Source organism: Parasphingorhabdus sp., from assembly GCF_036963805.1.
Classification (GTDB): Bacteria; Pseudomonadota; Alphaproteobacteria; order Sphingomonadales; family Sphingomonadaceae; genus Parasphingorhabdus.
On sequence record NZ_JBALUN010000025.1, the window covers coordinates 1 to 16,629 of the forward strand.

Sequence of the window (16,629 nt, forward strand, 5' to 3'; positions counted from 1 at the left end):
CTTGGTGGCCATAGCATCTGTGCCCCACCCGATCCCATCTCGAACTCGGCCGTGAAACCAGATTGCGCCGATGGTACTTTGTCTTAAGGCACGGAAGAGTAGGTCGTCGCCAGGCATTGCAGCAGGCGCATAAAAGGTAGTTACGAGGAAATAACCCATTCACTTTTTTAAAAAGCGGCCTGTCCGGCAACGGGCCGGTCGCTTTTTTGTTTTTTGGCGATCGTTGAAATATGATCTCCATTGGTGGCGCGGGATGGAGCAGTCCGGTAGCTCGTCAGGCTCATAACCTGAAGGTCGTTGGTTCAAATCCAACTCCCGCAACCAGTAAAATAGAAAAATACCAAAGACTTAACAAAAGGCTTCGATCGAAAGGTCGGGGCCTTTGTTCGTTTTGGAGCTAACACATAGCTAACACATTTTGACCTTTTTACGAAAACCTGATAGCTGTAGGTCATAAGGTAGGAAAAAGGGCGACTGCGAATGGAGAGTCACCGAGTTCTGAATGGCAAGGTTCAGCTTTACCGGCGTGGCGAAAGCCGTATCTGGCAGTGCTCAGCATCGGTCGGAGGCAAGCAACGACGTGCGACAACCAAACGTGAAAGTCTCGCGCTTGCATCTGAATTTGCCGAAGACTGGTATCTTGCCCTGCGCGGTAAGGACCATGCGGGCATCCTCCTTTCGGAGAAAAGCTTTGCCCAAGCAGCCGACCAGTTCCTTGCAGAATATGCGGTTATAACTGAGGGCGAGCGTAGCCAAAAATGGACCGAAGGTCATGAAATCCGTCTGCGAATTCATTTGCTACCATTTTTTGGCGAGCTCGGAGTGTCTAAGATCACGCCGCGCAAGGTGCAAGATTACCGAGTTCATCGAATGACATCTCGGCTTGAGCCAAACCCTGCTTCGCGAAGTAACCGACCGTTGGTGGATAAGCCGCCAGCGCGTAGCACCTTGCACAACGAAATCGTTACACTCCGGATGGTCTTGAAGACAGCTATCCGCAATGGTTGGCTAGAATATTTGCCAGACCTTTCCCCGCCATATAGAACGCAGGGCAAAATAGTGCATCGTCCCTGGTTCAGTCCCGCTGAATATAAGCAGCTTTATGAAGCTACCCGTGCTTATGCGCGCGATCCCTTCCATGAACGTGACCGGTGGAACGCCGAGCAGGTACATGACTATGTGCTGTTCCTTGCCAACACCGGCCTGAGGCCCGATGAGGCAAAAAACCTCCAGCACCGTGACGTGGCGATTGTCGAAGATGTCGCGACCGGTGAGACGATCCTTGAAATCGAAGTGCGGGGCAAACGAGGCGTCGGTTATTGCAAATCCATGCCAAGCGCTGTCAGGCCCTATGAGAGAACACTCAATAGAGCCAAGCCCGTGCAAGCTGAAAGCCGCCGTGAGAAGCAGCGCCGCCGCAAGGAAGGCTTGCCGCCGTTATCAGAAGACCCGCCGGAGCTGGAATATCCAGAACTACGGGACTCTGTGTTTCCCGGTAATCATGTGAGATTATTCAACGGCATTTTGGAGCGGGCAAATCTCAAACGTGATCGGGATGAAAAGCCTCGCACTGCTTACAGCCTGCGTCACACCTATATCTGTATGCGGTTGATGGAGGGTGCCGACATCTACCAAATAGCCAAAAATTGTCGCACCAGCGTCGAGATGATCGAGAAATTCTACGCCGCGCACATCAAGAGCACCCTTGATGCAGCCTCTATCAATGTCCGTCGTCCCAAACCAACTGCGGGATTGAAAGCGTCAGCCCGCGCTGTGATTGAAAATGGCGATGATTAGGCTTGTTTAGGGTATGGTCGAGAAAAACCACTGAACGGTGGTGTAGACCATACCAATGAGGCAGACTGACCAAAGGGGCAGCGCCTCTGTTTCCTGCGAAATGATAGGCAAAGGCCAGTCATGTTGGCGAAGTAAATCCCGAAGGGGATTGAGCCATCGCCTGAATTTTTAGAAAGCCCCTCAGACAGCCATATTTGTCGGTGCTGAAAGCTCGAACTGGAAGAGACATCAATTTCTGATCAACTGCGATTTACACAAAACCTTACACAATTTGCCCGGAAGAGGGTCCATTTCCGGAAATCATGAATTCGCTCGAAGAGCGAAGCACGGAAATGCTAAGATTGAGTCGGTAGTCTCGTTCGACTCAAAATCCCGTTCCGAGAGGAGTGCGGGTTCGATTCCCGCCGCCCGCACCATCTCAATTAGCAGGCTCCGATAAGCCCACCGCACTGTGGGCAGGGCCTGCATTAGTGGATCGCTTGGGGACGCACGTCCCGCGCTCCGCTCTCGCGAAATGACAATCGAATGGTATTGTCATGTTGGCCTTAAAAATCCCGAACGGGATTTAGCCGTCGCCACTCATTGCTTGTTTCAACTTGAAAGCAGCCTTTCCGCTACCGTCCCAATATCGGTCGTTCCGATAGAAACCTGCCTCTTGCTGCAAGTGTAAATTGCATTTCGTAGCAATCTTGGCGTCGAGAGAGGGAGCGCGCAGTGCGGGCCTATGCCGCACACGCGAATGGCAAGGCACGACAATAAAAAGCGGTCATTCAGACCGACTTGCTACTGCAGTTTTTACATGAGGTCGCGAGTCGCCCTTGCTCGAAATATCAACTGAACTATTCGCTACGTTCAGGCCAATCGTCTGGTATCAACTTCTTCCCGTTGTCTTTTGTCCAGCGCTCCACTGTAGCTTCAACATATCGCTCATCGTTCGCCATGTATGCGTGTTCGATTAACAGCACTTGCAGACCGTTGGCTCTGGCCGTTTCGTCAAAGATAAAATCTACAATCTGGCCCATTGCCCGTCTGTCGTCGTCATCTTTCATGTCGTCTAAGCCACGCTCATCTCGAGCCTTTTCATCCTTGGGATAATAAGGACGGCTGATTTGGTCGATCACTAGCAAACCCGGGATCGGCGATGAGACTTGCTCAAAGTGTTTATGCAGACCGAACAAAAGCGCCAAGTGTATTGCAAGGTAGTTTTGATCCGAGCCGACTTCTACCATACTAAGGTGGCGTTGCCTTTCTGCTTCCACAACACTAATATGCCCATCAGCAAAAAATTGAATTCTAGCGCCGGTCAGCGGCTCTGTCGATGGCAGCTTGCTGAGCATTTCCGAAGCATAATTGGAAACCATACTCTCTGCATAAGCGATCCTGTCGCGAAGCGCCTGCGGATCAACCAGGTCGCGCAAATTTTCGATTTGGCTAATGAGGTCGCCAAAATTGATGATCGGCAGTTGAAAATCTTCCACTGTCGTTTCTAAAAATTGTTCAACCCTACCGATTGTCATCGCTCTAGCTTGGGTGAGATCATCTGCTTTCTTGAGAGCTTCGTTTTGTTGAATTACACTCCTGATTTGACGTTCAATTTCTTGGATACGCAAGTTTGTGGATTTAAGTTCCGTTTCCGCTTGATCTAGCTGATCGATTAGCTCCGGCGCTACCTGTTGAACTGATGCTACTTCATTTTCTATCAACATCAACGAACTGGAGATTTGTTTAGCGATCTCGTTGCCGACATCACTAGGATTTTGGCACACGGGACAATTAGTACCATCGAGGTTGAGGTGATCGGCAAGCCCCAATTTTTGATACTGCCCGGAAACTGTGGTTTCAAAGCCGGACGAGTCTCGAACTAATGCTCGCAGTGCGTTCCGCTCCTCTCGTTTGGATGCAGCCAATCGTAAAGTCAGTTTTCGTTCGTCCTCCAAAGCACTGAGTTGATCGCCAGGTTGGACATCGGTTCTTGTAATATCAAAGTTCGATATTTGACTAAGCATCGCTATCAATTCTTGCTCGGTCGCCTCGGGCTGAGGCTCGATCCCAAAACCAAGGCTTGTCGATTGAGTAAGGAGGGCCAGTGCCCTTGCTGTTATCAACGAGCGGCTTTTTTGTTGGCTCTTCGATTGACGTTCCAACCTGCTGTAAGTCGCTTCAAGCTGCCGAAGTTTACGTTGTGTCAAAACTGTTTCTTGGTCGATAGCCTTCAAAAAATAAGGCATCGTAGCCTTCAAATCTCGAACTTTATCTGGATCGTCGAAGTCATGGAGAACGGTTGAATTACTAATAATTACATCTGACGTTAGATAGAGATAAGGCGTTACGTGCCTGATGGTTGCTTTTCCAACTGTCCATTTTTCATCAGCATCGGCATCTTCAACATCTGCGATCTTGAAAGCGCGCTCAATCACCTTTCTAGCAGTAGCGCGAGGTGCAGGCCCTTGCATATTATCGAAAGTACCGGGCAATTCTAAGCTAGCACCAGTTTGCACAAACATCTTTTCGGTTCCCTGACCTTCGTCTGGAACTACTCGTCCAACCAATACGTCAGTTTCTCCGTTAGTCCAGTGAACCGCTACTCCCACTGTTCGCCTTCGAACATAATATGGAAGTTCGCACCTCCGGGAACCAAGACAATAGTCAATCGCAGCAATGATTGCAGACTTTCCAGTTCCAGAACGACCTGTTAGGATTGCGACGCTATTTGGACGCAAATCTAATGTTCGCCGACGTTCACCTAACCCATAGAATGCTACTTGTACTATATTCCACCTGCTCACGGATTTATCTCCAATGCAGAAAATATTAGTGCCGGACCGCCAACTTTAGACATCCACACCCCCAGTCGCTCGGCGCGGGTAACAGCACTCTTAGGTCCTTGGGAAAGTTTTCCTTTTGTGTTTTCGGGTGGCTTTTTTGCTAAACCAATAGTCAACGTTCCATCTTTGTTAAGGCTGAGTAACTGGCTATGAAGTGCAGCCCTAAGGCCATCGCGGGTTACATCTTTGGAAAGTGCTACATCTCGCCTAAGCCCCACTCTGGCGTCAGGGAATCGGTTTAACCAAGCCAAAAATCCCGTCGCGGCATTTGTTGAAGCAAAGCTTGTTTCAAGCCTTTCTGACATAGCCATAGGAACCAAGAGGTATGCTAGGCTAATATTTGGAGCGTGGGGCGTACCTTCTGAATAATGTTTTACAAAACGGTACAACAAGAAGGAAACAAATGCTGGGTTCGTCTCAGCATACAGATCATAACTTACAATCACTGTTTGAAGCCCAACCTAGATTGATATTGGGGATGCCATCCGACCCGGCCTTCGACCGACAGAACCTGATAGCTGCCGCGCACATAAAAAGGCGACGTGATGGTGCTCTCGATGCTTCCAACCATTGTGGGCGCATCCTCTAATGTCCACTTCAAGACCTTAAGGCCTTCAGATCTTAGCGATTCTTCATCGTTAGAATCCGCGTTTTCACATGCGGTATCGTGTGGATATTGCCATTCCAACACAAGCCTCTCGTCATAATTGACGATTTTGCTATGCTTTGATGGCGCTTCTTTTGACCATTCAGAACGTTGGTTGCGGGCCTGCCATTCGCAGATACGTGCCAGTTTGGACATGGCGGGATTTGCATTCACTAAATCACATTGCTTTGCCAACATCTCGTTAGTGTGGAACACCGTTGGAGGCTGCTTACTGCTGAAGCTGTCCATCAATGATTCAGTATGGAGCGCCGAGCTAGTCTCCGATAGATATTCAAGAAGCTCATGCCGAGCTATAAATCTTTCTCTTTTTTGTTCAAACGAAAGCAGAATTTGACGGTCCCACCACTCGTAAGTTTTTCTAGAAAGAGTCACCCGCTGTGAGGCCGGATATGTGTTAAGCTTAGTTGCCAGTATATCTTCTAGTTCTCCTATATTTGGAGCATTAGATCGTATAGTTACTTTTCCAATCAGCGCTTCTTTGTCAGCGTCAGAAAGAGATAGGAATGCTTTAGCTCCGGGAGATTTTTTCGCATGGGGCTTTGCAATACCGGCCGATTTAGCCGCAAGAACTTCCTCGATGATCCGTTCAGCTTCCTCGATAAGTTCAGCAAGCAGCTTGGCGCGATTTGATCCCTCAACTTGAAGGCATTCCAGTGAAGAAGACTCAGACAAAGGTGCGACAGTTACCAAGGCGAAGCAGGTACACGATATATCAATGGAAGGTAGTAATTCAGCCCAAATTCTAAGCGTCGTCCATAGGTTGACAGACTTGATGTCAATGGGCTTGGGTTGCGTAGCGAATGAATGTTTGAGTTGCTCTAACAGATCAACACCGTTTGCTTTTAACTGAACGTCATCAAGAGCTTCAATCGCAACCGCCGCTTCGTCGTGATTGCTGGCAAGTAACTCTAACAATGCGTAGCGTTCTTGAAAACGAAACCCCATCGCTGAGGCAGTTGCGTCATGCACAGAACTCGATGGTTTAGCGTTCATTCAAATAGTCACCAAAATATTTTGTCCAAGGTGCCCGTTTAGGTTTATTTATTCAAGCGCTTAATAACCAAGGCGTGGACCAGAAAGCTGACGTTCGATGGGGTGGGGCGTCAAGCCTCGAATGGATCGATCGTAGAACAGACGCTTTCAGACCATTGCATGACTGGGTTCCGCCTGCACAAGTACATTGCGCCAGCTGTTTTTGATGGCGTTCGTCACGTCTACAACGAATAGATTCCTACGGAATCGAGTGCACCGATAGCGAGAGCTCGCAATTACGCATCTGAGCCCACATTGCGAGTATCGCACCCAAGAAATGCAGACAGCAGAGATGATTTTTGCTAACGCATCATTCGAGGAAAGCGATGCCAGACAAACTTTACAAATACCGCTCGTTTGGGGTGAACGCGCTTCGGGCTATTACCGAGGCGGAGGCCTTTTACGCCAAGCCATCGACATTCAACGATCCCTTAGACTGTGATCCAACAATTGACATGGATATTGACCGGGTCCACCTCGAACGGCTGCTGTATAAGATGTTGTTGAAGCGTAAGTCCGACGAGGAAGCGCGCAATGACATAGGCTATCTCCGCTATATGTCGTCTGAATATGGTGACTACAAAACCGAGCCGGATGTCGAGAACTATCTGATGCGAATGCTGGCGAACGACATCAAGCGCGAGCTTGATTCAGAATTGGGTAACGAGGGCGTTTTTTCCCTTTCCAGCACATGGAAGAAAGGGCTGATGTGGTCCCATTATGCGGATGAGCATCGGGGCATATGCATCGAGTACGACACGCGAGATCAGGAGCACCACAGACTCGAACGAATCGACTACAAGGGGCCGCGAGCGATCAAGACCAGTGACCTTTACCGGTGGAAGGTACGGGATAATATGGGGGCGAAAGAGCGCGTATTTAGGACTTATTTCTACACTAAGTCCGGAGAATGGCGCTACGAGCGGGAATGGCGTGATGTAAAGGAGCGGAGCGGCGTCATTGAAGTGCCATTCCGCATTACCGCAATTCTTTTCGGCCTCCGCTGCAATTCTACGGTGATAAAGAGCGTCGTAAAGCTGCTGAGCGATTATCCAGCGATCAAAATCTGGCAAGTGTTGCCAAAGGAGGATGGCTTCGGATTACGTCGGTATCAGGTTGATCGCGATGAGATTGAGGCGTTAGCCATTCGCGAGCCGGGTTTCCTCATGTTCAAGGATATCGTGTCCGACGATGACGACTTAGAAGAGCTAGAGGACCTCGGGCCCGCCGAAGAAATCCCTAAACAACCCAACGAGGGTTAGGTGACCGAGAACTTTAGTAGGAGTGTGCTGCCCCTATGTTTTGGCATGGCATGAAAATAGCCACCCCAACTGGCCTGATTTTCTCTTTGAAGCGGAACAACGGCGCAGGCGCAAATAGGCGATCCCGCAGTAAAACCTGCACAGGGTGCCACCTCACTGTTTCCAAAAATATCTAAATCATTTTGCGGCAGACCATGTTTTCGACACTCGAATAACTATTATTACGTAACTATATGATAGTAGTTGCGGAATTGGGGTGCTTAGCGCAGTGAGTAGGGCATGAATATCGTGCGTTCGATTTTACTTTATTTAGCTTGGTTTTTTGTCTGCATGATCCTCGTAGTGACTGTTTTGCAGTTCCTGCCCGACTGGATCGAAGCCTTATTCGCCCTTATTGCTCCAATTTTTGCCGTTCGTTGGCAAAATAAAAGGCGCAGAGAGAAATCTGCGTCCAATAGTGAGGTTTCCGAAAGTCGGTATAAACGAGTTGCGGCGCAACCCGATAATTTTCGTCCAGACGAGCCCTTTCAGGCTGGCGCTGGTACGGTTGAACGAGGCGAAAGAACCTCGCCGCTGCCAGTGCCAACACGGGCACGAAGCCTACTATCAAGCCAACCAAATCAAGATAATCGGGCGCTTATTGCTGCGGGTCGCGCCGCACGAGCAGATCTCGCAATAGCGGCAGCCAAATATGCAAAACCTCAAAGCGAAGATCCTGCATCTTATGCAGAAGATGACATCATGCCGATTTCCGCAAATCAGAGCGCAGGTGACCTTATGAAAATTTCGAGTGCCATACGGTCCAAAGGCGGCTGGGTGCCATCCGGCGAGACAGTCGTTGTCGCTGGCAGGCACATATCTGGCATGGTCTATGTTGGTACACCTCCGAGCGTTGGCGAAAGCTATTACCGTCAGACATGCCGTGCATATATCGATCCTGCCTTATCAGTTGCGAGACTGCCCGCCGACCCTTATTCAGATGAGCTTGGGTATTGGCCCAGTTATTCAGATATTCCCGCCCGCTGCCGCGCTACCTACCTCGACTGGCTGGCCGATGGAGCAAGCAGTAAGTACATAAACATCGGATATGTGTTCCTTTATTTTTATGGGCTCGAGCGCAGGTTATTTGTCGACAAGCCGCAGCACCATGAGCAAGCACTCATCATCGCCGAGGCCGAGCGGTTGCTCGAACTTTACGCCGCAAACCACTCCATCCGCCGCTACCTTGGAGAATTTGTCGAGACGGCTTCAATCGTGTTTGCACGCGAAGGACAAATCGAACCGATCTATGAATCGCGCAGTTGGGAACTACCTTTGCCGGTGCGTATAAAGATCGGTTCAATGGTTCGCGATGGTGAAAGGGTCAGCGCAGAGTGGATATTGAGTTGGTATTTATGCAGCGGTTACGCCAACCTTCGTACTCCGGCACGGCGTTGCACGAAGGAATTTCGTGCCTTATTTTTAGTGCTTCACGAAAAGAAATATCCCGGCGGGCAGAAAGTCCGCAAGCCAAAGGGGCAATTACAATACCGCTATCGTGCTGCATCAAGCGAGTTTGATCTCGATCTTAAGCCGACAGTAGATGGTGATCCAGTATCCGATATCACTTCTCTGTCTGCGCCCGTGAACAGAGCACAACTAATTGCTGAAGAAGCCTCTGACGCATTGGACAAATACAGCCGGTTTCTAGGTCGCAACAGCGATAGAGGTGACTCAATCGAAGCGCATGCTCTGTTGCCGATTGAAATTAGAGATCAGTTCCCTTGCGCGGGAATGGATGCGCTGGAGAATTGGGCGAAGTCGATTATCAGCGCAGATGGTCTAGTTGCGGTGACCGAGTTGATTGAAAAACTGGAAGGGTCCGCCCCCGACCGGATTGGCAAGCGCCAATTGACAGATGCTGCTGATGCTCTTGCAGGTTTGGCAATCGGCATGGCACCCGACCCACGCTTTGCTTTGCGTGCGCCAAAAGTCGACGAGGTTGTTGTGTTGTTCGATCTAGGCGAGCCAGTTCTTATGCTGGAAGACGTCTCAGGCGGTTATCAGCAGGCGTTGCTGGAAATGGCGCTCGGCTCATTTATTGCTCATGCAGACGGCGAGGTGGTCGAAGCAGAACATCTACGTCTAGTCGAGCTTGCAACGACCGCCCCGGTCGCAAATGACCAAGAACGACGGCGGCTGCACGCCAATCGATTTTGGTTCGAGGCAGTAAAGCCAGATATGAATATGCTGCGTAAGCGCCTCAAGTCGGCGAGCTCAGAAGATTCGTTAACATTACGCGCCGCAGCCATCGCAATGGCACATGCAGATATGGCAATCGTACCTGAAGAAGTGGCCGGAATAGAGAAGATTTACACTGCGCTCGGACTCGACCGTTCACTGGTTTATACCGATTTACACGCACGCGATGTCACCGATGCGCCCGTAAGTGTCCGGAATGCGATTGCTGAAGCAGGCGGTGAATCCATACCCGAAGACACACTGTCAAATGCAGTTACGCTAGACATGTCCAAAATTGCGCAAATCCGGTCTAACACTGATCGCGTGTCATCTGTTCTCGGAGAAATTTTCGGCGCGGATGTAGAAGGCAGTAGTCCGAAAGAAGTTCCGGTTTCAGACAGCAGTTTTGAGGGCCTCGACACCATTCACAGCGCGTTTGTCCAAGAGCTAATTGCAGAAGTGAGCTGGTCCGCAGACAAATTGGCGGGCATCGCAGCGGTCAATAAATTGCCGCTGGCAGGCATGATCGAAACCGTGAATGAATGGAGCTTTGAAACGCATGGTGAAATGCTCATCGATGATTATGACGGTTACGAAATACTGCCTGAGATCGCGGAAGCGATCCGGCACACTATGAATGGGGGAAATTAGAATGGCTCAGCTGCGTGCGCGAGAGCGCGATGCGATAATCCAGGCTTTGAGAGCCGGCGTGGTTCCAAAGCTTGGCTTGGAACACGTTCAAGTAGGCCGCGCGCGTGAGATAGAGGAACTGGTCAAGGATATAGAACGCATTGCCGATGGCGGAGCGGCCATCCGCTTCGTGATAGGTGAATATGGGTCGGGCAAAACTTTCTTCATGAATCTTGCTAGGCTGGTAGCGCTAGAGAAGGGGCTGGTGACAATGTTTGCCGATCTCGCCCCCGACAGACGCTTGCACGCGTCCGGCGGCCAAGCGCGCGGGCTTTACGCAGAGTTAGCGCGCAATCTTTCCACTCGAACGCGGCCTGATGGTGGAGGTTTACCAAACATTGTTGAGCGGTTTGTTTCGAAGGCTCAGCAAGACGCCACCACTCGCGATTGCAGCGCTGGCGAAGTGATCGCGGAGCGGCTCGCTCATCTGGAGGAGCTGACCGGCGGTTATGATTTTGCGCAAGTCGTCCGGCGTTACTGGGAAGGCTTTGATACGGGTGACGATCAGTTAAAGTCGGCGGCGCTGCGCTGGTTACGCGGAGAATTCAGCACCAAAACCGACGCACGCAAAGCCCTAGGCGTTCGCACAATTGTCGATGATGCCAGCGTTTACGATCATCTCAAACTTATGGCTGAATTTGCGGTTGCAGCTGGATATAAAGGGCTGCTGGTTGGCCTCGATGAAATGGTCAATTTGTTCAAATTATCGTCCTCGCAAGCGCGTAAATCCAATTACGAACAGATCCTGCGAATACTCAATGACGTTCTGCAGGGCAGTGCTTCACATCTTGGTTTCCTAAAGGGAGGAACCCCCGAATTTCTGATGGATACTCGCCGCGGCCTATATAGCTATGAAGCGCTGCAATCCCGATTGGCTGAAAACACTTTCGTTCAGGATGGACTAGTTGACCTATCGGGACCAATTATTCGCCTCGCTAATCTTACGCCCGAAGATATGTATGTCCTGTTGCAGAACATTCGCGCCATCATGCAGGATGAAAAAACCGCAATTCCCGATGAAGCACTGACCTCCTTTATGGCGCATTGTTCCAAGCGAATAGGCGAGTCCTATTTCCGCACACCTCGAAACACTGTGACCGCGTTTGTAAACATGCTTGCTGTCCTTGCGCAAAACCCCGGTACGCAGTGGTCCGATCTGATCGAGCAGATCGATATCGCGGACGATCATGGCGACGATATGAGTGATATAGACGAAGCAGTTGCCGCCGATCCTAACGCGGATAGCGAGACCGATGACGGACTTTCCAGTTTTACTCTGTGACTGAGGCTTTCGACCTTCTTGCCCGGCCAATTCAAAAATGGATTCGAGGACAGGGTTGGTCGCAACTTCGCGACATTCAAGTTCGCGCGATCCGTGCGGTTGCCGGAGATAACCACGATATTATTATCGCCGCGAGCACTGCCGGTGGTAAAACAGAGGCCGCCTTCTTTCCTCTGATCTCTCAAGTCCTTGGAGATGAGGAACCGCAATCCGGATTCGATATCCTGTATATCGGCCCGCTAAAGGCGCTGATTTCCGATCAAGCTCGTCGGCTATCGGACATATGCGAAGAGATTGGATTACCAGTAGTCCCTTGGCACGGAGACATTTCCTCCTCGGTCAAAACAAAGGCACGCAAGAATCCTGCGGGCATTGTTCTGATCACCCCAGAATCTCTTGAAGCATTGTTTGTCAGAAGGGGCGCAGAGATACCCCGGCTGTTTTCCAAAACGAAAGCCATTGTTATTGACGAGCTGCATACAATGCTCGGGACAGAACGCGGTATGCAATTGCAATCGTTGATGACACGAATCGAACTTTCTACAGGCCGCCATATTCGCCGGATAGGTCTATCAGCGACACTAGGGGACATGGAGCTTGCAAAGGCCGCCCTTCGCCCGGATGCGGCGTCTCAAGTACATCTGATTGAGGCTAAAGGTGGTGAAGCGGAACTGCGATTACAGCTGCGTGGATATTTAGAGGGCGACACTGACGAAGCTGCTCCTCCTCCCACAAATGCAATCACAGAACATTTGTTCAAGCATCTTCGTGGCAGCGATAATTTGATCTTCGCTGGCTCGCGGCAACGCGTGGAAATTTATGCCGATCGCTTGCGGCGCAAGTGCGAGAGCGAACGGCTCCCCCAAGAGTTTTTCGCGCATCATGCCAATATTGCAAAAGAGCAGCGTCAGTTCATTGAAAAGCGATTGAAAGACGGCCAACTGCCGACCAGCGCGATTTGCACCTCGACGCTCGAACTTGGCATCGACATAGGCGATGTCGCTTCTGTGGCGCAAATTGGCGCTCCCTTCAGCGTAGCCTCGTTACGTCAAAGACTGGGGCGTTCAGGTCGCAGGCAGGGGCAACCCGCAGTTTTGCGGCAATATGCAATCGAAAGCATGCTCGATTCCAAAGCTCATATAGCCGACCGCCTTAGGCTCGGTACGATGAGAGCAATTGCGATGATCGATTTGCTTCTGGAGAACTGGTGTGAACCACCGCGTCTTGGAGCCTTGCATCTTTCTACTCTCGTTCATCAGATACTTTCTGTCATTGCATCATCGGGCGGCGCACGGGCGAATACACTGCACTCGGTGTTGTGCGTAAAAGGCCCCTTCCGTTCAGTTGACCCTCCACTTTTCGGCGAAGTTTTGCGCGCAATGGGAAGTGAGGAAAATGCACTGATAGAGCAATCGTCAAATGGCTTGCTGCTGCTCGGAGAAAAAGGCGAGAAGCTTGTCGAACATTACAGCTTTTTCGCGGTGTTTCAGACCAGCGAAGAGTATCGCTTGATCGCCGATGGCAAAGAGCTTGGTACGGTTCCAGTTGATAGCCTTCTTGCACTAGGCATGATGATTATATTCTCTGGTCGCCGATGGAGCGTCCTTGAAGTGCGCGATACCGAACGGGTGATTATCGTAACTGCCTCGGCTGGTGGAGTGCCTCCCATCTTTGGCGGCGATCCGGGTATGATCCATGACAAAGTTGTCGAGCGCATGTTTGACCTTCTCGAAGGCAAGGCAGTCCCGGTCTATCTTGACGAAGCAGCGAGGCAGTTGCTTGCGGAAGCTAGACTTAACTATATGCAGCTTGCCTTCGAAAAAAGGGGGTTATCTCGTCAGGGTGAAAACACCCATCTAGTATTCACACGGCGCGGGACCATTGCCACTAACAGTCTTGCTCTCGCTTTGCGCGGCGGTGGGTTCAAGGTTGAGGTTCACGACGGCTTGCTGGAAGTGTCAGGGGCCGAAGCGGATGAGAGTCTAAATGATTATTTCCAAACCTTGGCTAATGGGGCTTCTCCCAATTTATTCGTCGCGGATACGAATTTGCGATTTGAGAAATTCGATCATTTCCTAACTGACGCACTCTTGCAGAGAAACATACTAACTTCGCGGCTCGATAGTGATTGTCTGGCTGATATGGCAAAAACTATCCTGGATTCCTTTAGCCCAAGCTGAATTGTGAAGCATATGCGATTGCTTGTGTCTGTTGCTTACCCTTATGTGTGATTAAACCTCAAAAATACCGATTTTACGCCCGTTAAACCTCGAAAATTCGCTTATTTGCATTCTTACATTGCCATTTTCTTTGACGTTAAAACCCGTTTTTTTCTTTATTTGCTAGATTAATACCCGAAAATTCGGATATGGGGCTTTTGAGGAGGCGCTAATGCCCGAATTTTCCATTGCTGCGTTGCCGGAGGTCTTTGTCTCTGACAAATCGATTTACAAGTCGGTCTATGCCGCCGTTGATCGCGGGCAGCTTCGCAAGCTCGGATCACGCCTCTATACGCGCAATCTCCAGGATGATCCCGAGCGGCTTGTCCGGCGTAACTGGTATGGCCTTATCGCGTCCTATTATCCCGATGCGCTAATCGCTGACCGAACGGCGCTGGAAAACAAGCCCGCCGAAGACGGGTCTGTCTTTCTGATTTCTTCGAAGAAGCGCGAGACCAAGCTGCCCGGTCTGACATTCCGGCCCCGTCTTGGGCCCGGGCCGATTGACAGCGACCGGCCATTTAGCGGTGTGCGACTCGCCTCGACGCCGCGCGCCTATCTTGAAAATTTGCGGGAATCGCGCGCGCGCGGCGGCCGGCTTCCGCGCACGATGCCGCGTGATGAAATTGAGCAGCGCCTCGACGCGATGATCCGCAGGCAAGGGGAGGTTGCAGTGAACCGCCTGCGCGACGATGCCAGAGCGATTGCACCGCAATTGGGCTATGAAGCCGAAGCTGCTGACCTCAGTGAATTGATTGGTAGCTTACTCGGCACCCGGGAGGGTGATCTTGTAAGCGCAACCGGCAAGGCGCGCCATGCCGGTCAGCCGTTCGATCCTGACCGCATCGCCTTATTTGAAACGCTCTTTAATATGCTGCGCGATACGCTTGTGGAGCGTTTACCTGTGCCCGCGCGCAGCGGCGAAGCCAATGCAACGCTTGCTTTTTTTGAAGCCTATTTTTCCAATTTCATCGAGGGCACGGAGTTTACCGTCGAGGAAGCCGCCGAAATCGTCTTTGACGGGGTCATTCCGCAAGAGCGGCCCGCCGACGCGCATGATGTTCTGGGAACTTTCCGGATTGTGTCCGATCTGGCGCATTTGAAGGTTCTGCCTACCGATTTTGGCGGCTTTATGGAATTGCTCCGCCGACGCCACGCAACGGTGATGGAGGCGCGAGAGGACAAGGCACCCGGCGTGTTCAAAGAACGAGAGAACCGTGCCGGTAACACGGTCTTTGTCGCGCCCGAATTGGTTGAAGGCACGCTGGAGCGCGGTTTTGATTTCCTGCAAGCGTTGGACGATCCATTCCAGCGGGCGGTCTATATGATGGTGCTGGTTAGCGAGGTGCATCCCTTTGCCGATGGCAATGGCCGGATTGCGCGGATCATGATGAATGCCGAACTGGTCGCGAGCGATCAGGAACGTATCATTATTCCTACTGCCTATCGCACCGATTACCTGGGCGCGCTCAAGGCATTTTCGCAAAACGGCCGGACCGATCCCTTGATCCGGATGCTGGAGGTTGCACAGTCTTATACCCACCGGATCGACTGGAGCACGATGGATAGCGCGCGGGCTGATCTGGCGGCAACAAACGCCTTTGACGATGGTTCAGACGCTAAGCTAAAATTGCTATAGGTTATTGGCTGAATTCATTGATTTGGGTTGGGTTAGCACCGGCGGGCAGACCCGGACCGCGTTCTATCCACCTACACGGGCCACCCCACTAGGATGCCTTTGCCGTCTCGAACTGTCTGCGTTGATATAAAACCTCCAACCTCCGAGTCTGAACTGTGAGGTTTTATATCATGTAAATTGGCGTCGTTAGCGCTCGCACTGACCAGGATCATTCGCTCAATAGAGACATCAGCAATACAGCAGAAAACAGCAGTAGAGATCATTTCATGTCCGAAATATGTAGCATGATTTCGGACAATTTGCGCGCAACTGGCAATATCAAAACGAGCGTGCCGTTCGGGAATCGGGGCGTCATTTCCTAGCTGCTGCACCGATACGCGAACAGTTATGGATATTTTTGGGTATTGTTATGGATATGTCCATCAATAAGGTGGGCTGTGGTGTCCCGCGTTATGTAATGACAAATCCTGTATGGCAAGATGTTTGACGCAATTTCTTTCGGCTATTTGCGTGCAGATATCGACGGTTATTGAACACTTATAGATATTCGATTTCGTCAGATTTGAGTATATACAGGTGTTCGGTAATGAGTGTGAATTGCAGTTGTCATGCTGACAATGGGCGCTGCCTGACGGCGGCCCGCTCTATTCGCTGCGCGAACCAAGCCTGTAGTCTTGGCCTGTCGGTGACGATCGGGAGCGTTTGGATAATGAGCGGGATTTTTTGAAGGACGCACTCTTTCCCGCTGCGCTCCTTGAGGGTGCGGCTTTTTGTTCTGACCCGCTGGCACTCTTGCCTCTCTCCTTGCCCGGCGGGCGCTGGCGCACTTTCGCGCGCGCATACCACCGCGCGGCGTCGCGCCGTGCAAGGGTGTCGTTCTTGTTGGGCCGCTTCGCGGATGGGATAATCGCGATGATGTGCGATTGATATGGACGGCGCGGACGCGCCGGCGTTGTTTTCCGGCTCCGACGAGTCGGGGTGGGCGGCGCTCCCGGC

9 protein-coding genes, 1 tRNA gene and 1 rRNA gene are annotated in these 16,629 nt (G+C 51.1%); 8 read left to right on the plus strand and 3 right to left on the minus strand.

Annotated elements, in window-relative coordinates; translation table 11 throughout:
* The 3 genes from rrf (at nucleotide 1) to V7676_RS18255 (ending at nucleotide 1,797) form a co-directional block, all read left to right on the plus strand.
* Nucleotides 1–115, plus strand: a 5S ribosomal RNA gene (gene rrf, locus V7676_RS18245).
* 132 nt (nucleotides 116–247) lie between these two features.
* Nucleotides 248–324, plus strand: a tRNA-Met gene (locus tag V7676_RS18250).
* Nucleotides 325–480: 156 nt separating this feature from the next.
* On the plus strand, nucleotides 481–1,797 hold the full coding sequence (locus V7676_RS18255; protein ID WP_335660996.1) for a tyrosine-type recombinase/integrase: 1,317 nt from the start codon (nucleotides 481–483) through the stop codon (nucleotides 1,795–1,797).
* 839 nt (nucleotides 1,798–2,636) lie between these two features.
* Here V7676_RS18255 and V7676_RS18260 read toward each other — a convergent pair.
* The 3 genes from V7676_RS18260 to V7676_RS18270 form a co-directional block, all read right to left on the minus strand.
* Nucleotides 2,637–4,388 (minus strand): DUF3732 domain-containing protein, encoded by a 1,752-nt coding sequence (locus V7676_RS18260; protein WP_335660997.1) that lies wholly within the window; start codon nucleotides 4,386–4,388, stop codon nucleotides 2,637–2,639.
* A 191-nt stretch (nucleotides 4,389–4,579) separates the two neighbouring features.
* Nucleotides 4,580–5,068 (minus strand): three component ABC system middle component, encoded by a 489-nt coding sequence (locus V7676_RS18265; RefSeq protein ID WP_335660998.1) that lies wholly within the window; start codon nucleotides 5,066–5,068, stop codon nucleotides 4,580–4,582.
* Entirely contained in the window at nucleotides 5,065–6,282 is a 1,218-nt protein-coding gene (locus V7676_RS18270) for an ABC-three component system protein (protein WP_335660999.1), read from the minus strand. Before V7676_RS18270 ends, V7676_RS18265 begins: the two co-directional genes overlap by 4 nt.
* Nucleotides 6,283–6,647: 365 nt before the next feature.
* On the opposite strand from V7676_RS18270, the gene V7676_RS18275 reads away from it, so the two are divergent.
* From V7676_RS18275 to V7676_RS18295, 5 genes are all read left to right on the plus strand, one after another.
* Complete coding sequence (locus V7676_RS18275) at nucleotides 6,648–7,583, plus strand: DUF2971 domain-containing protein (RefSeq protein WP_335661000.1); 936 nt, start codon at nucleotides 6,648–6,650, stop codon at nucleotides 7,581–7,583.
* A 279-nt stretch (nucleotides 7,584–7,862) separates the two neighbouring features.
* Nucleotides 7,863–10,454, plus strand: coding sequence for a TerB N-terminal domain-containing protein (locus V7676_RS18280; protein WP_335661001.1), 2,592 nt, complete (start codon nucleotides 7,863–7,865; stop codon nucleotides 10,452–10,454).
* A gap of 1 nt (nucleotide 10,455) precedes the next feature.
* Nucleotides 10,456–11,775 carry an ATP-binding protein gene (locus V7676_RS18285; protein WP_335661002.1) on the plus strand — a complete coding sequence of 440 codons (1,320 nt, stop codon included), beginning with the start codon at nucleotides 10,456–10,458 and terminating at the stop codon, nucleotides 11,773–11,775.
* Nucleotides 11,772–13,955 carry a DEAD/DEAH box helicase gene (locus tag V7676_RS18290; RefSeq protein ID WP_335661003.1) on the plus strand — a complete coding sequence of 728 codons (2,184 nt, stop codon included), beginning with the start codon at nucleotides 11,772–11,774 and terminating at the stop codon, nucleotides 13,953–13,955. The genes V7676_RS18285 and V7676_RS18290 overlap by 4 nt, the downstream gene beginning before the upstream one ends.
* Nucleotides 13,956–14,166: 211 nt before the next feature.
* The gene (locus tag V7676_RS18295; RefSeq protein WP_335661004.1) at nucleotides 14,167–15,633 is read left to right on the plus strand and encodes a Fic family protein; all 1,467 of its coding nucleotides are present in this window, start codon (nucleotides 14,167–14,169) and stop codon (nucleotides 15,631–15,633) included.
* The last annotated feature ends 996 nt before the right edge of the window (nucleotides 15,634–16,629 follow it).